Source organism: Haliscomenobacter sp., from assembly GCF_040403615.1.
In the GTDB taxonomy this organism is placed as follows: domain Bacteria; phylum Bacteroidota; class Bacteroidia; order Chitinophagales; family Saprospiraceae; genus Haliscomenobacter.
Window position 1 is genome coordinate 1 of sequence record NZ_JBBAKG010000055.1, and the last position, 16,095, is coordinate 16,095.

At 47.6% G+C, this 16,095-nt stretch carries 15 protein-coding genes; 9 read left to right on the plus strand and 6 right to left on the minus strand.

What is annotated here, in order from left to right; translation table 11 throughout:
- Positions 1–167: 167 nt before the first annotated feature.
- The gene (locus ABW391_RS17340) at positions 168–953 is read right to left on the minus strand and encodes an alpha/beta hydrolase (RefSeq protein ID WP_353483163.1); all 786 of its coding nucleotides are present in this window, start codon (positions 951–953) and stop codon (positions 168–170) included.
- Between the two features lie 76 nt (positions 954–1,029).
- On the opposite strand from ABW391_RS17340, the gene ABW391_RS17345 reads away from it, so the two are divergent.
- The 5 genes from ABW391_RS17345 to ABW391_RS17365 all read left to right on the plus strand — a co-directional run bounded on the left by ABW391_RS17345 (position 1,030) and on the right by ABW391_RS17365 (position 6,118).
- Complete coding sequence (locus ABW391_RS17345; protein WP_353483164.1) at positions 1,030–1,734, plus strand: esterase family protein; 705 nt, start codon at positions 1,030–1,032, stop codon at positions 1,732–1,734.
- A 40-nt stretch (positions 1,735–1,774) separates the two neighbouring features.
- Positions 1,775–2,791 carry an ATP-grasp domain-containing protein gene (locus ABW391_RS17350; protein ID WP_353483165.1) on the plus strand — a complete coding sequence of 339 codons (1,017 nt, stop codon included), beginning with the start codon at positions 1,775–1,777 and terminating at the stop codon, positions 2,789–2,791.
- A gap of 103 nt (positions 2,792–2,894) precedes the next feature.
- Entirely contained in the window at positions 2,895–4,001 is a 1,107-nt protein-coding gene (locus ABW391_RS17355) for a carboxylate-amine ligase (RefSeq protein ID WP_353483166.1), read from the plus strand.
- 48 nt (positions 4,002–4,049) lie between these two features.
- Entirely contained in the window at positions 4,050–4,904 is an 855-nt protein-coding gene (locus ABW391_RS17360) for a type 1 glutamine amidotransferase (protein WP_353483167.1), read from the plus strand.
- 20 nt (positions 4,905–4,924) lie between these two features.
- Positions 4,925–6,118 (plus strand): hypothetical protein, encoded by a 1,194-nt coding sequence (locus tag ABW391_RS17365; protein WP_353483168.1) that lies wholly within the window; start codon positions 4,925–4,927, stop codon positions 6,116–6,118.
- An 11-nt stretch (positions 6,119–6,129) separates the two neighbouring features.
- On the opposite strand, the gene ABW391_RS17370 is transcribed toward ABW391_RS17365, so the two are convergent.
- On the minus strand, positions 6,130–8,268 hold the full coding sequence (locus ABW391_RS17370) for an alpha-amylase family glycosyl hydrolase (RefSeq protein WP_353483169.1): 2,139 nt from the start codon (positions 8,266–8,268) through the stop codon (positions 6,130–6,132).
- Between the two features lie 235 nt (positions 8,269–8,503).
- Here ABW391_RS17370 and ABW391_RS17375 point away from each other — a divergent pair, with 235 nt between their 5' ends.
- Positions 8,504–9,517 carry an agmatine deiminase family protein gene (locus ABW391_RS17375; protein ID WP_353483170.1) on the plus strand — a complete coding sequence of 338 codons (1,014 nt, stop codon included), beginning with the start codon at positions 8,504–8,506 and terminating at the stop codon, positions 9,515–9,517.
- Between the two features lie 89 nt (positions 9,518–9,606).
- Positions 9,607–10,482: a carbon-nitrogen hydrolase gene (locus ABW391_RS17380; RefSeq protein ID WP_353483171.1), complete on the plus strand. Its 876-nt coding sequence runs from the start codon at positions 9,607–9,609 to the stop codon at positions 10,480–10,482.
- Between the two features lie 19 nt (positions 10,483–10,501).
- Here ABW391_RS17380 and ABW391_RS17385 read toward each other — a convergent pair whose 3' ends face one another.
- The 4 genes from ABW391_RS17385 to ABW391_RS17400 form a co-directional block, all read right to left on the minus strand.
- Positions 10,502–11,188, minus strand: coding sequence for an LbetaH domain-containing protein (locus ABW391_RS17385; RefSeq protein WP_353483172.1), 687 nt, complete (start codon positions 11,186–11,188; stop codon positions 10,502–10,504).
- A 23-nt stretch (positions 11,189–11,211) separates the two neighbouring features.
- Positions 11,212–12,057, minus strand: a complete 846-nt coding sequence (locus ABW391_RS17390; protein WP_353483173.1) for a beta-keto acid cleavage family enzyme — start codon at positions 12,055–12,057, stop codon at positions 11,212–11,214.
- A 105-nt stretch (positions 12,058–12,162) separates the two neighbouring features.
- The gene (gene sucC / locus ABW391_RS17395; protein ID WP_353483174.1) at positions 12,163–13,371 is read right to left on the minus strand and encodes an ADP-forming succinate--CoA ligase subunit beta; all 1,209 of its coding nucleotides are present in this window, start codon (positions 13,369–13,371) and stop codon (positions 12,163–12,165) included.
- A gap of 156 nt (positions 13,372–13,527) precedes the next feature.
- Complete coding sequence (locus tag ABW391_RS17400) at positions 13,528–14,148, minus strand: hypothetical protein (protein ID WP_353483175.1); 621 nt, start codon at positions 14,146–14,148, stop codon at positions 13,528–13,530.
- Between the two features lie 229 nt (positions 14,149–14,377).
- On the opposite strand from ABW391_RS17400, the gene ABW391_RS17405 reads away from it, so the two are divergent.
- Together ABW391_RS17405 and ald are read left to right on the plus strand one after the other, a co-directional pair.
- Entirely contained in the window at positions 14,378–14,860 is a 483-nt protein-coding gene (locus tag ABW391_RS17405; protein WP_353483176.1) for a DUF4442 domain-containing protein, read from the plus strand.
- Positions 14,861–14,961: 101 nt separating this feature from the next.
- Positions 14,962–16,077 (plus strand): alanine dehydrogenase, encoded by a 1,116-nt coding sequence (gene ald, locus ABW391_RS17410; protein WP_353483177.1) that lies wholly within the window; start codon positions 14,962–14,964, stop codon positions 16,075–16,077.
- Positions 16,078–16,095 lie beyond the last annotated feature (18 nt).

Genomic DNA, 16,095 nt, shown 5'->3' on the forward strand with positions numbered 1-16,095 from the left:
CCTTATTTTTGGTGTTATTGAAGCCTTAGCCTGACGGCCATGGTCTTCAAGACGCGGGGATAATGGGAACAAGTCAGAGACTTATTCCAGCAATGCACTTGCGCAAGCGGGCATCCTCTGATGGACACTCACCATTTTCAGATTTTCCGTGAAATGTTGAGTACCCTTTAAAACACCCATTTCAAAAACTCCGGCATCACCTTGCCCCAGGTCGTTTGATCGTGCCTTCCACCTTCTACTTCTCGGTATACGAAGTCTTTCTCTCTTTGATAGCCTTTCTTTTCCAATTCTTCAATCAGGCCAAGCGTATCGTCGATGGAATCGATGATGCCGTTGTTGTTGCGGTCAGAGACCTCGTCTTGCGTACCCGTTTGCAACCAAAATTTAACCGCCGGCATATGAGCATTTTCCCGAATCAGGGCGTGCATGATGCGGTCGGTGGCTTCGTTGTAGCCTTGATCAAGGGCTTTGGAGCGCCACCAGAGTGACCCAGAGAAAACCCCAACTTTGGAAAAAACGGCTGGATGGTGCCATACGATGTCCAAAGCAGACAACCCACCCAATGAAAAGCCTGCGAAAAAGTTATGCTGAGGATCGGACTTGGCCCGAAAATGCGTTTCGATGTAAGGTTTGAGTTCGGTCAATACGAACTGGGTAAACTGTTTGGCGAGATTTCCGCGCCCAGCGTAATCTGCTTTTTTGGCCGTGCCGTACTCCTGAATACGGCGTTCATTGGCGTGAATACCCACCAGGATAAAAGGCTCTATTTCGCGGGCAGCGATTAGTTTTTTCAGGGTTTCTTCCAACAACAAACTCGGGATATCCTGCCCGTCATTGAGGTACAAAACCGGATACCGGCGAAAGCTGAAAGTAGACAATGCAGGATGCATAACCGTGAGTTTGACCACCCGATCCAAGTTTATTGAGTTTAAAACGAGTTCTTTTTTGTGCATACGGATAATAATCTTATTTTAGTCGCAAGCAAATGTAGATATTTTGCGATTTTAGAAGCCCTTTAAAAGAAATACCTTGCAAGAATCCTACCACAAATTCTGGTCTAATCGCCTGGGAAGAGAAATCGAGATGCTGAAATTCGGAAATTGGGGGTATCCCATTTTGCTGTTTCCCACTTCCATGGGTCGGTATTACGAAAACAAGGACTTTAAACTCATTGAGGCCGCACGTGGACTCATTGAGTCGGGCAAGATCAAAATCTACTGCATCGACAGCATTGACCGGGACAGTTGGTACGGCAAACACCTACACCCGGCCACCCGGGTATACAATCATACTTGCTACGACCGCATGTTGAATGAAGAACTCGTACCCTCTATTCAAAAAGAATGCAATGTGAACAAAATCGGGGTGGCTGGTTGCAGTTTTGGTGGCTATCACGCCCTCAATTTTGCCTTTAAGCATCCCGAAAAAGTCGCCTATATGTTCAGCATGGGTGGCGCATTCAACATCAAGCCACGTTTGGGCGGCTATTACGACGACAATGTGTTTTTCAACAACCCACCCGATTACATCCCGGATGCACAAAACAGCCATTTTCATGACATGAAAATTGTACTGGGCACTTCGGAACACGATTTTTGCAAAGGTGAAAACGAGTGGATGTCGCAAATTCTCCACCGCAAAGGGATCAAACATTGGCTCGACATACGCCCTTTTGCCAATCACGATTGGCCCATTTGGCGGCAAATGTTTCCGGAATATTTGTCAAAAATCTGAGCAATAACCAACTTCCTGCTAACAAGAAAACGTTTTACATATGAAAAAAATCGGAATTTTATTCGGTAAAGAGAACACTTTCCCCTGGGCATTTATCGATCGTGTCAATGAAAAAGAAGGCAAGGACATCATTGCTGAGCCAGTTTCTATCGATAAAGTCATTCAGGGTGAAGCCAGTGGGTATTCGGTGATTATTGACCGCATTTCTCAGGATGTGCCTTTTTATCGGGCCGCTTTGAAAAATGCCGCAATGAGTGGCACCGCGGTGGTGAACAACCCGTTTTGGTGGAGCGCAGATGAAAAGTTTTTCAACAACGTTCTGGCCATTCAGGTCGGCGTACCCGTTCCCAAAACGGCGCTACTCCCTTCCTTTGAGTTGCCCACAGACACCAGTGCAGAGTCTTTTCGCAACATGAAAATGCCCCTGGACTGGGACTACATTTTTGACTACATCAAATTCCCGGCTTACATGAAGCCCCACGCAGGTGGTGGTTGGAAAAGTGTGTATCAGGTAACCGATGTGGAGGATCTTTGGAAAAAACACGCAGAGACAGAGCAATTGGTCATGATGCTTCAGGAGGAAATCGTATTTGACGATTACTTCCGTTGTTATTGCATTGGCCAAAAGCATGTGCGCATCATGCCTTACGAGCCACGCAATCCGCACCATTTGCGCTACGATTCTCAGGTAAAAGCACAAGGCCCAGCGGCAAAAAAACTGTTGGCAACCGTACACGATTACGTGATGCGCCTCAACCTGGCCCTGGGCTACGACTTCAATACCGTTGAATTTGCGGTGCGCGATGGGATTCCTTACGCCATCGACTTTTGCAATCCTGCTCCTGATGCCGACATCAACTCCGTAGGTCAGGAAAACTTTGATTGGGTGGTTGAAGCCGCAGCTACTATGGCCATCGATCGGGCCAAAGCAGCCCAACCCGGCCAGATCAACCTTACCTGGGGTACTTTTGTAGGTGCAGGGTCACCAGCTGAGATGGCTGCACGGGCAGGTGTACCCGCAGCGAAAAAACCTGCTGCAAAGAAGACGAAATCTTAACGTTTTATGTTTTGGGTTTTGGTTTTTTTAGCTAACCACAATTTTGCTACGATTGTGGTTAGCTAAAAATCCCAAAACCTAAAACCCACAAAATCAATGAATCATGGATCTTTCTGGTTTCACTCTAGGCATAGAAGAAGAATTTCAGACCATTGACCCGAAAACCCGGGAATTGCGGTCTCACATGTCACGTATAGTAGACGAAGGACAAGTGAAACTCCAGGAACAAGTAAAGGCCGAAATGCACCAGGCAGTGGTAGAAGTAGGCACCGTCATTTGCAAAAACATCCAGGAGGCACGTGAAGACGTGATCAACTTGCGGCGCTACGTCATCGAATTGGCCGATAAAGTAGACCTAAAGATTGCTTCTTCGGGTACCCATCCATTCTCGCATTGGGCCGATCAACCCATTACCCCCAATCCACGCTACGATCAGATCGTTGAAGAATTGCAGGAAGCTGCACGCTCCAACCTCATTTTTGGATTGCATGTACACGTGGGCATCCCCAGTCGGGAAGTAGGTGTGCAAATCATCAACGTAGCCCGCTATTTTTTGCCGCATATTTTTGCCCTCTCCACCAATTCTCCTTTTTGGGAGGGACGCAACACTGGCTATAAATCTTTTAGAACCAAGGTTTTTGACAAGTTTCCACGCACTGGCTTGCCCGAATTCTTCAACAGCGCCAGCGAATACGAACAATATTTGGACCTTTTGATTAAAACCGGGTGCATCGACAACGGAAAAAAAATCTGGTGGGACATGCGCTTGCATCCCTTCTTTGAAACCGTAGAATTTCGGATTTGCGACGTACAAATGCGGGTAGACGAAACCATCGCCCTGGCCGCCGTGATGCAAGCCATTGTGGTGAAGCTCTACAAATTAATGAACAGCAACCTGAGTTTCCGTACCTACGGCAAGCCGCTCATCAACGAAAACAAATGGCGCGCAGCCCGTTATGGCATCGATGGCAAGTTGATTGATTTCGGAAAACAGGAAGAAGTTCCTACTAAAGTATTGATCCATGAGTTGGTCGATTTTGTTGATGATGTAGTGGATCAATTGGGCAGTCGGGAAGAAGTAGAGTACATTTTCAAGATGATGGAACACGGTACTGGCGCGGATCGTCAGCTAAAAGTTTTCCAGGAAACCAATGATTTAAAGAGCGTGGTGGATTATGTGATTGGCGAAACTGCATACGGTCTTTGGTAAATCGATCTGCAAAACCTAACTTTGACGCTTTTTAATCAACCAACTGTGATGAAAACGAACGAAACGATAAAGATCGCGATATTGGACATGTACGACAACTGGGCCAATGAAGGCATGCGTTGTATTAAGCAAATTGTCTCCCGATTTTTAGATCAAGAAGGCAATGGGGGCAGCTTTGAGGTCTTCAATGTGCGGGCAAACAACGAAATTCCAGACCTCGATGCATTCGACATCTTCATTTCTAGCGGCGGGCCTGGCAGCCCATTAGCGGCAGGCACGCAATGGGAAAAGGATTATTTCGACTTTATCGATGCCTTGTTTGCACACAACCACCAACACACGCACAAAAAATACTTGTTCCTCATTTGCCATTCGTTCCAGATGGTTTGTCGCCACCTTGGTTTGGCCGAAGTGAGCAAGCGCCAATCGACTTCTTTTGGCGTGATGCCCATTCATCGCATTGGAGATGGGTACGCAGAGCAGTTGTTTCATGGCTTGCCTGAACCGTTTTACGCGGTTGATTCCCGCGATTTTCAGGTCACCCAGGTCGATGAAGTGCGCATGCGCGAATTGGGGGCTCAAGCGCTTTGCCTCGAAAAAGAACGATTACATATCCCCCTGGAGCGGGCGGTAATGGCCATTCGTTTTTCGCCCGAAGTGTTTGGTACCCAGTTTCATCCTGAAGCCGATTCACGGGGGATGTTGCGCTATTACCTCATGGACGACAAGCGCAAATGGGTCATCGAAACCCACGGCGAGGCCAAATACTTTGAAATGATTGACCGATTGGATGATCCTGATAAAATTATGCTGACCGAAGCGGTCATGATCCCAACTTTTTTGCACCATGCCGCTGAGAAATGCAAAAACGCCATGAACCTCGTTTCTGCTTCCAGTAATTAAATTTCCCAAAACAATTTCCAATGCTTCCAGAAATACGCCAACGTTACAATGCTGCTTTTTCTACCGAAACTTACGAGGTCTTTGTAGCGCAAGTGAAAGAGGATTTTCCAAATACCCTGGAATTCCGCATTGCGGAAACGCCCGTATTCGTTCCAAAAGCATTGCGAGACAAGTTGGTTCAGGCAGGTGAAGACATTGTAGACGTGATGGTGCAACCCGATTTCAAAGCGAAAACCGAGCGGGCTATTCCATCCGATCAGTATGTACCCAATGAACCAAGCCATTGTGCTTTGTTGACCCTTGATTTTGCGGTTTGCAAAGATGAACAAGGAGAATTCACTCCTCAACTCATTGAAATGCAGGGCTTTGCCACTCTTTATGGCTTCCAGGCGTACATTGGGGAAATGTACAAGCGCTTTTTTTATATCCCGACGGGGTTCAATCAGTATTTTCACGGCCTGGATCGGGAGGGTTATATCGCTGAATTAAAACGGGTGTTTATCGGAAATGGAGCAGCGGAAAACACCATCTTGCTGGAAATCTATCCGGAAATCCAAAAAACCAGAATCGATTTTGCGGTAACCAAAGATATCCTGGACATAGAAACGGTCTGCTTGACCAAAGTGCGCAAGGATGGACGACAATTGTACTACGAAAAAGTCGGACGCCGCATCGACATTCACCGCATTTACAACCGAGTAATTGTGGATGATTTACTGCATTATCCCGATTTGGTTACCGAATTCAAATTGACTGATGATGTGGAGGTAGAATGGATTGCGCACCCCAACTGGTTTTTTCGCGCCAGCAAATTCACTTTGCCGCTTTTGAATAGTCCTTACGTGCCCAAAAGTTACTTTTTGCACGAACTCACTGAATATCCGCAGGATCTGGAAAATTACGTACTCAAGCCGTTGTTTTCTTTCGCGGGCTCAGGGGTGAAACTCCACATCAGCCAGGAAGACCTGGATGGCATACCCGACAAAGAAAATTACCTCTTGCAGCGCAAGGTCAATTACGAGCCCGTGGTGGAATCCCCAACGGGAGGGGTGAAAGTGGAAATCCGCTTGATGTACGTTTGGCACCCTGACGAAGCCCGCCCCAAACTCCTCACCAACCTTACACGCATGAGCAGAGGAGAGATGATTGGCGTGCGGTTCAACAAAGACTTTGACTGGGTCGGGGGCAATATTTGCTTTTTCGAGCAGGGGTAAATCACCTCCACTCAAAGCGGCAGCGTCTCCACATCTTGCTCCGACCACGCTACGATTTTGCCATTGCGTACCCGCACCCATTTCCAGGCAAAAGCCAAGCCTTTTTGCGTTTCAAACCGCAGCTTCCAATTCGGGTATTCGCTGGGATCGGCAGCCAAGCCTTTTTCCCAATCCCAATTGCCCAGAATGGGCAGGCTGCCAACGATGTACAACTGTTCGCCAAATTCGGCGGGGACGTAGACCTTTAATTCAACCGTTGTTGTTGTCGAAGGCTCCAGGCTCAATGCCGGTTTTAGCCAATATACCCCGTAAGGTTCGATGGACAAATGGTTGTTGATAAACTGGAGGCCGTGCTGGCGCAGGGTTTCAAAATAAATGCCCTTTTGCCATTCTGGTGGCAAAATATTGATGCTCATTTGTTGGGCATTGCGGCTCAGGTTGGTCACCAACAATAGTTTTTGCCCTTCGTAATTGCGCTCGCATAAAAACAGGGCATCGTTGTCGGGGATGATGATGCGGTCTATCGAACGGCTATGCAAGGCTGCCGACTGGCTGCGGGTTTGGATGTAGCGGCGGTGCATCGAGAAGATCCGCTCTTCGGGTGTTCCTTGCTCGTGAATGCGGGCGGCTTTGGCCCAACTCATCGGTGGCCGGTGCACCCAGCGGTTGTCGCTGGCCTTGAGCGGATCCAGCAAATAGGAGTAATCGTTGAGCTGCCCCACTTCATCTCCTGAGAAAATCAATGGTATCCCGCGCATGAAAAAAATCACGCCATTCATTGCCTCCAATCGCTTGATGGCCAGATCTATTTTGGATGCATCGGCTTCCACCAGGGCTTTTTGCAAACCCGTCAAAGCCGCTGCCGTACCAGAAGTGCGCGCTTCTCCGGTTTGGCGGTCGCGCTGAAACACATAACCTTCCGCATAACTTTGAGGCAATACCCCTGCGTAAAAATCGGTGCAATAGTTGCGTGTTCCCCGTCCACTCTGTCCAACTGCGGCGGCATTTTCGTCCGAAATTCCCCAGCCAATATCATCGTGGCAACGGATGTAATTGATCCAGGTCGCTTCTTTGGGAATGGCAGGCAAAAGCGAAAGCGTAGTGCGCAACAAATGGGTATTCTCGGCGGCCAGGGCTTGCCAAAGGTGGTTCATCAAAGTGGCATTGTAGCCTATTTCACAAACTTTGCCTTCCAAACCGCCACTCCCCAGGTAACGGATGATGTCTTCAGGAGCAACGATTGCTTCGGATTTGAACAAAACCCCAGGCGCCACCATGCGTACCAACGCACGGTAAGCTGCCAGAATGAGAATGGCTTCTTGTTGGTTTTGACAATTGGTGTCCATGTTTTTCCATAAAAAAGGCACGGCGTCCAGGCGCAACACATCCACCCCAACGTTGGCCAGGAAAAGCATTTCCTCCAGCATGGCTTCAAAAACATCGGGGTTGCGGTAGTTCAAGTCCCACTGAAAATCGTAAAAGGTTGTCCAGGCCCATTTCTGGATTTCGGGTTGCCAGGTGAAGTTTCCAGGTGCAAAATCAGGAAACACCTCGGGCAAACTGCGTTCATAGGCATCGGGCAAGGTACGGTCATCGAACAGCAGGTAAAAATCTTGGAAATGCGGGTCGCCTTTTAATGCAGCCTGTGCCCATTGGTGCTCGCGGGCAGTGTGATTCATCACATAATCGATCACGAGTAGTACGCCCTCTTGGTGCAGGTGGGTGGCAAGTTCCCGCAATTGCTCCATCGTCCCCAGGCGTTCATTGACTTCCCTGTAATCGGCTACCGCATATCCGCCATCATTGGGGCCTGAGCGGGGCTTGAGCAAAGGCATCAAATGCAGGTAGGTAATGCCCAGTTCTTTAAAATAACCAATATGTTCGAGAATTCCTTTAAGATTGCCAGCAAAAAGATCAACATACAACATCATCCCAACCTGATTGGGTTGCTGAAACCAATCCGCTTTCCCCTCTCGTTCTGCGTCGAGGGCCTTTAATGCCGGCAAACGTTCTTGATCAACGGTGGAAAGGATATCCATCAGGCGTTCAATCCGCGCTGGGCTGGCATCAGGATACAACACACGATAGCTGTTCAGAAAGTCATCCATATACAGGCGACTTCTGCACTCGATTGTTTTTGCTAGTTTCATACATTAAAAAAATAAATTGGTACACACCAGAGCACTAGGATGCACAGAACGCCAAAATTAAGAATAGGTACTGGTTGAGAAAATTTTTTTTCAACATTTGAAAGCCAAATTTTCTTTGGTGAAAAAAGTAGATCAATTCATTTTTGACTTTTTGCACACAAACCCAAAGCCAGAATGCCCAAATGTATGGGGCTGGTTGTAGATTTATGTCCAAATTCGAAACATCCATCACCTTATGAGGCATCGTTTACCCGCAGAATGGGAACCCCAAAGCGCGATTCAATTCACTTTTCCCCACGAAGAAACCGATTGGGCAGATATGCTGGAGGAGGTTTTGCCCTGCTTCATTGAAGCCATTGTTACCATCAGCCAACACGAAAAAGTATTGGTGGTATGCAAAAACCAGGAAGAAATCAGGCCTTTGCTTCATCAGGCAGTACAAACAAACCTCATCCTGATTGAATGCCCCAGCAACGATACCTGGGCGCGCGACCACAGTGGCATCACCATTTTTGAAGGAGACCAGCCCGTAATTCTGGATTTCGTATTCAATGGTTGGGGCTTAAAGTTCCCTGCCTATCTGGATAATTTAATCACAGGAAAATTGCAGCAGCAAGGTGTATTCAAAGCGCCCCTACGCCATGGTGGTTTGGCACTGGAAGGAGGCGCACTGGAAAGCGACGGTGCAGGTACTTTGCTGACTACCATCGAATGTCTGCTTTCGCCCAATCGCAACCCACACCTGAATCAAGCCGAAACCGAAGCGAAGTTAAAAGAATTGTTTGGGTTGGAGCGGGTACTCTGGTTGCACCACGGCTACCTAGCCGGAGACGATACCGACTCACACATCGATACCCTGGCGCGTTTTTGCAGCCCGGACACTATTGCCTACGTGCAATGCCTTGATCAAACCGACGAACATTATGCAGCATTGCTAGCGATGGAACAAGAACTCCAAAGCTTCAAAACTACCGTAGGCCAACCTTACCACCTGATTCCGCTGCCCATGACCGAAGCTTGTTATGCCGCTGATGGCCATCGTTTGCCCGCTACCTACGCCAATTTTTTGATCATCAATAATGCAGTGCTGGTGCCAATCTACCAAGTCCCTCAGGATGAACTTGCCCTGGCCCAACTAAAAAAAGCTTTCCCCCAGCACCAAATTATTCCCCTCAATTGTAGGGCATTAATCGAACAACACGGATCTTTGCATTGCATCACCATGCAATTTCCGGAAGGGGTGATCTAAACAACCCTTACCCAACCCATGAATTTATTCGTGGGAGGCACAAACCATAACCCAACCCACGAATTTATTCGTGGGGGATAAGCAAAAACATGAAAATAGGCATCGTACAACAAACCTGCTCCCCCCAAGTCAGCGACAACATCGCCAAAAGCCTCGCTGGCATCAAAGCCTGCGCCGAACAAGGGGCAGAGCTAGTAGTCTTGCAAGAGCTCCATTGCGGCATCTACTTTTGCCAAGCCGAAGACGCCAGCATGTTCGACCTCGCTGAACCCATTCCTGGCCCGGCCTACCACACCTTTAGCCAGGCGGCCAAAGAAAACCAGGTGGTATTGGTGAGTTCCCTTTTTGAAAAAAGAGCACCTGGCATTTACCACAACACCGCCGTGGTTTTTGAAAAAGATGGCACGGAAGCAGGTCGCTACCGCAAAATGCACATCCCTGACGATCCTGCCTATTACGAGAAATTCTATTTCACTCCGGGAGACCTGGGCTTTACCCCCATTGCTACTTCAGTTGGCAAACTCGGTGTATTGGTATGCTGGGATCAGTGGTATCCCGAGGCCGCTCGTTTGATGGCCATGCGCGGAGCAGAAGTGCTCATTTACCCCACCGCTATTGGCTGGGCAGATAGCGACACCGCAGAGGAGCAAAGCCGTCAATTCGGAGCCTGGCAAACCATCCAACGTGGCCACGCTGTAGCCAACGGATTGCCCGTCATTGCGGTCAACCGTACGGGTTGGGAAAAAGATTTTTCGGGAGTGACTGGAGGAATCCGCTTTTGGGGACAAAGTTTTATTGCCGGAGCGCAAGGGGAAATTTTGTACAATGCCCCTGTTGATGAAGCAATAAATTACGTACTGGAAGTAGACAAGTTGCGCACAGAACAAGTACGCCGCATGTGGCCATTTTTCCGCGATCGGCGGATCGATGCCTATGATGGCCTGACCAAGCGATACCTGGACTAATCGAGGGAGATTTTAAATTTTAGATGGATCGAATGACTTTGGCGGGTATCCCATAGGCTACCACTCCAGCTGGAATGTCTTTGGTAACAACCGAACCCGCACCGATCATGCTCCCCTCTCCTATTTTTACCTTATCCAGCACCGTTGCGCCAGCACCGATGATCACGCCTTTGCCCAGGTGGCAGATTCCGGCAATGTCTGCACCGGGATTTATGCCTACAAAATCTTCCAAAATGGTGTGGTGGCCGATGCTTACTTTGCGGTTGATGGCTACAAAATTACCGAAATAGGTTTGTGGACCCACTACCGAAAGTGGACCAATGTACAGGCCCTGTCCATGTTGGAGGGTGGGAGCGCAATAGGAAGTGGGGTGGATGGATGGGCAATACCGATCCGCGGTAATTCCATATTGCGATTCAAAAAATTCAAAAATTGCGCTGCGGCTTTTGCCCACCGAACCTACCAAACAAGGGATATTGGGCTCAGGCTTCCACTCGCTGTGGTCTTTTTCAACACATTGGATACCCGGGGTATCATAGGGAAAGGCCAGAGAATCATTTTCTTCGGCTAGAATATTGGCGATGATCTCGACGGAAATGGATTGACCCGGGAAACAGGCGTACAAATTGTCCAGCAACATGGAAACGGCATAATTGCCTTGGCCGAGAATGTAAAACCGCAATGAGGGAGAGGGAGATTCCTGCATTATATTGAGTATTGTATCCGAACCTATTGACCAGCTTTTCTAAATTGATTGTAAAAACCCATTTCGCCAAACTCAGCAGGTGTCATCATCGGGCGTTCAAAGACCGCAGCCAATTCGTGGATTCTTTTGAGCAGGTTGAGATTGGTTGCTTTTTCTTTGCGCTCGTTGTCATAGTAGAGGTTGTCTTCCAGGCCAATGCGTACTCCACCTCCGCTGGCAATCGCGATGGCGTTGGCTGACAATTGTTGTTGTCCAATTCCACCCAAGGCCCAAACAGCATCGGAAGGCAATTGCGCCAACAAAATGCCGATTTCGGCCAAATTGGTTTGCATGCCCGCAATGTTTCCCAGGATGATGTTGACATAATAAGGTGGCTTCAGAATGCCTTTGCGAATCAGATAATGCCCGTAGTGCAGCATGCCCAAATCAAAGACTTCCAACTCTGGATGTACTCCTTCTTCCAGCATTTTCAATGCCAGTTGCTGAATCATCTCTGGCGAATTGGTACTGGCTTGGGTTGTAAAATTCAATGAACTCAGCGTTAGACTACCCATATCTGGTCGGAGTGCCAATACCTCCGAACGTTTTTCAAATACATTGTAATTTCGACCACTCAAGGATGCACAAAGCACCAAATCTCGGCAATGCTTGCGAATGCCTTCAAATATCGATCCATATATTTCTGATTTCCAGGTTGGGGCACCATCTGCTTCATCCCGGGCATGCAGGTGTACCAACGTAATGCCTATTTCGTAAGCTTCATGGACTTGTTCAACAATTTCGGTTACGCTGATGGGGATAAATGGAGTCATGGCCTTGGTAGGCACCATTCCTGTGGGCGTAAAGTTGATGATCAATGGGTTACTCATAATTTGTTGATGCCTGTTTCTCAAAAGAAAGTTCTAATATAAAAAATACCCCAAGCGAAGACAAACTTCACTCGGGGTATTTAGGATTTTATTGAAAACAGAGGACTATGCCTCCGTCAGTACTTTGGTCACCAGGCCAGCAGCTTCACCCAATTGGATGGCGGAGTAAACCTTGAGGCCAGACTCATCAATCATTTGCTTGGCCACATCAGCATTGGTACCTTGCAAACGAACAATGATGGGCACATTGATGTTGCCCATGTTTTTGTATGCATCAATCACCCCTTGGGCTACGCGGTCACAGCGTACAATTCCTCCGAAGATGTTGATCAGGATCGCTTTTACAGCAGGGTCTTTCAGGATGATTTTGAAGGCATTTTCTACCCGCGCAGCATCGGCAGTACCACCTACGTCAAGGAAGTTGGCAGGTTCGCCACCTGAAAGTTTGATGATGTCCATGGTGGCCATAGCCAAGCCAGCACCATTTACCATGCAGCCTACGTTACCGTCCAGTTTCACGTAGTTGAGTTCAAATTCTTGTGCCTCTACATCGGTAGGATCTTCTTCGTCCTTATCGCGCATTGCGTCCAGGTCAGCGTGGCGGTAAAGGGCGTTGTCGTCGATGGTCACTTTGGCGTCCACAGCCAAAATGCGGTCATCCCCGGTACGCAAGCAAGGGTTGATTTCAAACAAGGAAGCGTCGGACTCAACGAATGCAGTGTACAACTTGGTAATAAAAGTGGTAAACTCTTTAAAAGCTTTGCCACTCAAACCCAGATTGAAAGCAATTTTGCGCGCCTGAAAACCTTGAAAACCAGCAGCAGGATCTATCCACTCTTTCTGTACTTTTTCTGGTGTGTGTTCTGCCACCGCTTCGATGTCCATTCCACCTTCAGTAGAGTAGATGATCACGTTGCTTTTCTTTTCCCGATCCATCAGGATAGAAACGTAGTATTCCTTGCAGGCGTCAAAGTCTGGAGCATATGAATCTTCCGCGATCAACACTTTGCGCACCAGTTTACCAGCGCCTTCCATGCCACCCGGAGTTTGGGGCGTTTTGAGCATCATGCCGATGATGTTGCCTGCATGGGTTCTAACATCGTCCAGATTTTTTGCCAATTTGACGCCACCACCTTTGCCGCGTCCTCCCGCATGAATCTGGGCTTTGATCACCACTACACTATTGCCAGTTTGCCCCTGGAGGGTAGTATAAGCAGCTTCTGCCTCTGCTACAGAGGTTGCCAAAATGCCATTCTGTACCGCTACTCCATAGCGCGTCAGGATTTCTTTGCCTTGATATTCGTGAAGATTCATAACAAATCGATATGTGTTTTTGGAGGATGTTTGGGTTCTGCTCAAAAAGCGATCAAATCTACACATCTAAAGTGTAAAGGTGAAAGAGAGAAGAGAAAAAGTTGTAAATCATTTGGAACTTCTATTCACAAACACTTTGCTCCAATGCCAATTGATCTATTTTTTCACAAACTGCTCCTTCAATAAACAAAGCGCGATGGTGTCACCTACGCTGAGTTTGCGCTGGATTTTAATTTGCCGCAAATGATCTAATTCACTCATCGATTGGGCAAATAAATCAACCGAAGAAACCATTGATTTGGAGGTTTGATAAATCCGGTAAGGCAGGCCAATTTCGTGCTTGTTTCCTTTGGGACAAGCCAACTTCAAACCAACCGGAGCCTGGCCAATGGCCAGGGTATCGCCTTCAATTTTGTAGGAGCCACTCACCACCTGAATTGCCTCGGCGGGGCCATAAAACAGCGCCAGTTCTACCTCATTTTCTCTGAATTCGATGTAAGGCTTTTCCAGATCCGGGAATTGCCCACAGTCAAAGAAAGTCGTACCAAATTGATCCTTGTCGCAAAATGGCATAAATTGAATTTCGCCAATTCCCGTTTTACCTGCGGTCACTTCCCGAAAAGTGCCCCCATTTTCCACTCGAAAAAAATCAAAGGTTTTGTTATCAATGCCTGCATATTCATATCTGCCCAATTCCAGATCAGTATTTGAGTTCGAATTGCCAATGATAACCACTGCCGAAAAAAGAGAAATAAACAAAGAGATACCGTACATCATTACTTGTTTAAGCAGGAAATTAAACACGAAGTAGCCTATTTGTACCGATAATGCCATTTTATAGCGATAAAGCCATCTCCGATAAATTTTATAGCAAGCGAGGAGCAAAATTCAGTTGTATTTGTTTTGCGCAAACTTCTTGAAAATTTATTGCACAACAAACTTTAAGCGCGGTTTTTTCCAAAAACATTTTCTATTTTTAGCGAAAATTCGCTAAAATTCAATTCCAATGGCTGCAACCCGTCAACAATACCTGGATAAATTGCGCAACCCATTCTTGCTGAAGCTTTTTTTTCTGCAAAAACTCCCAAGCTTGTTATTTTGGCGCGTGCAAATCAAATCGATTACCCCAGAGCAGGGGCAGGTTCGGATTCCTTATGGTTGGCGCACTCAGAATCCTTTCAAGTCGACATATTTTGCGGCACAATGTGGTGCTGCTGAATTTTCAACCGGCTTATTGGGTTTAATCGCGTTGACTGAAAAGTCCCCTTGCTCGATGTTGATCGTGGGCATGGAGGTGCAGTTTGTCAAGAAGGCCACCTCTTGGGTTACCTTTACGTGTGAAGAGGGCGAAGCAATTCAGGTGGTAGTACAGAAAGCCATCGATACTGGCCTACCACAGGTCATTACGGTAAGTTCTACCGGAATACAGGAAGACAACGGCGCGGTAGTGGCTAAAATGAGCTTTACCTGGTCTTTTAAGAAGAAATAGTATTGTTGTTCGTTTGAGTTCTGCTATTTTTGCTGCGTCATTAGACTGCTTGCAAGGGGCAAGCTGTTTTTCCTTTCCATACCAAATAAAACATATTCCAAATGATCATTGGAGTACCAAAAGAAATCAAAACCAATGAAAACCGTGTAGCCCTCACACCAGCGGGTGCATTGGAGTTCAGCAAAAGAAAACACACCGTATATGTACAATCCACGGCTGGAGAAGGCAGTGGTTTTGACGACGATGAATACGAAGCTGCGGGCGCAAAAATCATGTCAACCATTGAGGAAGTCTACGCCGTTGCGGAGATGATCATCAAAGTAAAAGAGCCCATCGAGCAGGAATGGCCGCTGATCAAGCCCGATCAGTTGTTGTTTACCTATTTTCACTTTGCATCTTATGAGCCTCTTACGGAAGCCATGATCAAAAGCAAGGCGATTTGCCTGGCGTATGAAACGGTAGAATTGAGCGATGGTTCTTTGCCACTGCTCATCCCCATGTCGGAAGTAGCTGGCCGTATGGCCATTCAGGAAGGCGCAAAATACCTGGAAAAGCCGGTCAAAGGGCGTGGTGTATTGCTTGGCGGTGTTCCCGGAGTTGCTCCTGGAAAAGTGTTGGTGCTTGGAGGCGGTATTGTGGGTACCCAAGCGGCCAAAATGGCTGCAGGTTTGGGTGCAGAAGTATCCATTCTCGATATCAACTTACCCCGTTTGCGTTACCTGTCAGAAGTGATGCCTCCCAATGTAAATACGATTTTTTCGAATGAATACACCATTCGGAAGATGATTCGGGATCATGACCTCGTCATTGGCGCAGTATTGATCCCTGGTACCAAAGCCCCCAAACTGATCACGGCGGATATGCTCCAAACCATGCGCCCAGGTACGGTATTGGTCGATGTGGCGGTTGACCAAGGGGGCTGTTTTGAAACAACCCATCCAACCACCCACGATAACCCAACCTACATCATCGATCATGTAGTGCATTATTGTGTAGCCAACATGCCGGGAGCGGTGCCTGCCACTTCTACGCTGGCATTGACAAACGCCACGCTACCATATGCCTTGCAATTGGCCAATAAGGGTTGGAAGCAAGCTTGTCAGGATAATTTGCCTTTGCGCAAGGGCTTGAATGTAGTCAGCGGAAAAGTTGTCTACCAAGGCGTTGCCGATGCCTTCAATCTGGATTACACGAATGTGGAGGATGTAATCGTTTAAGCAAGCTTAAAAAAAAAC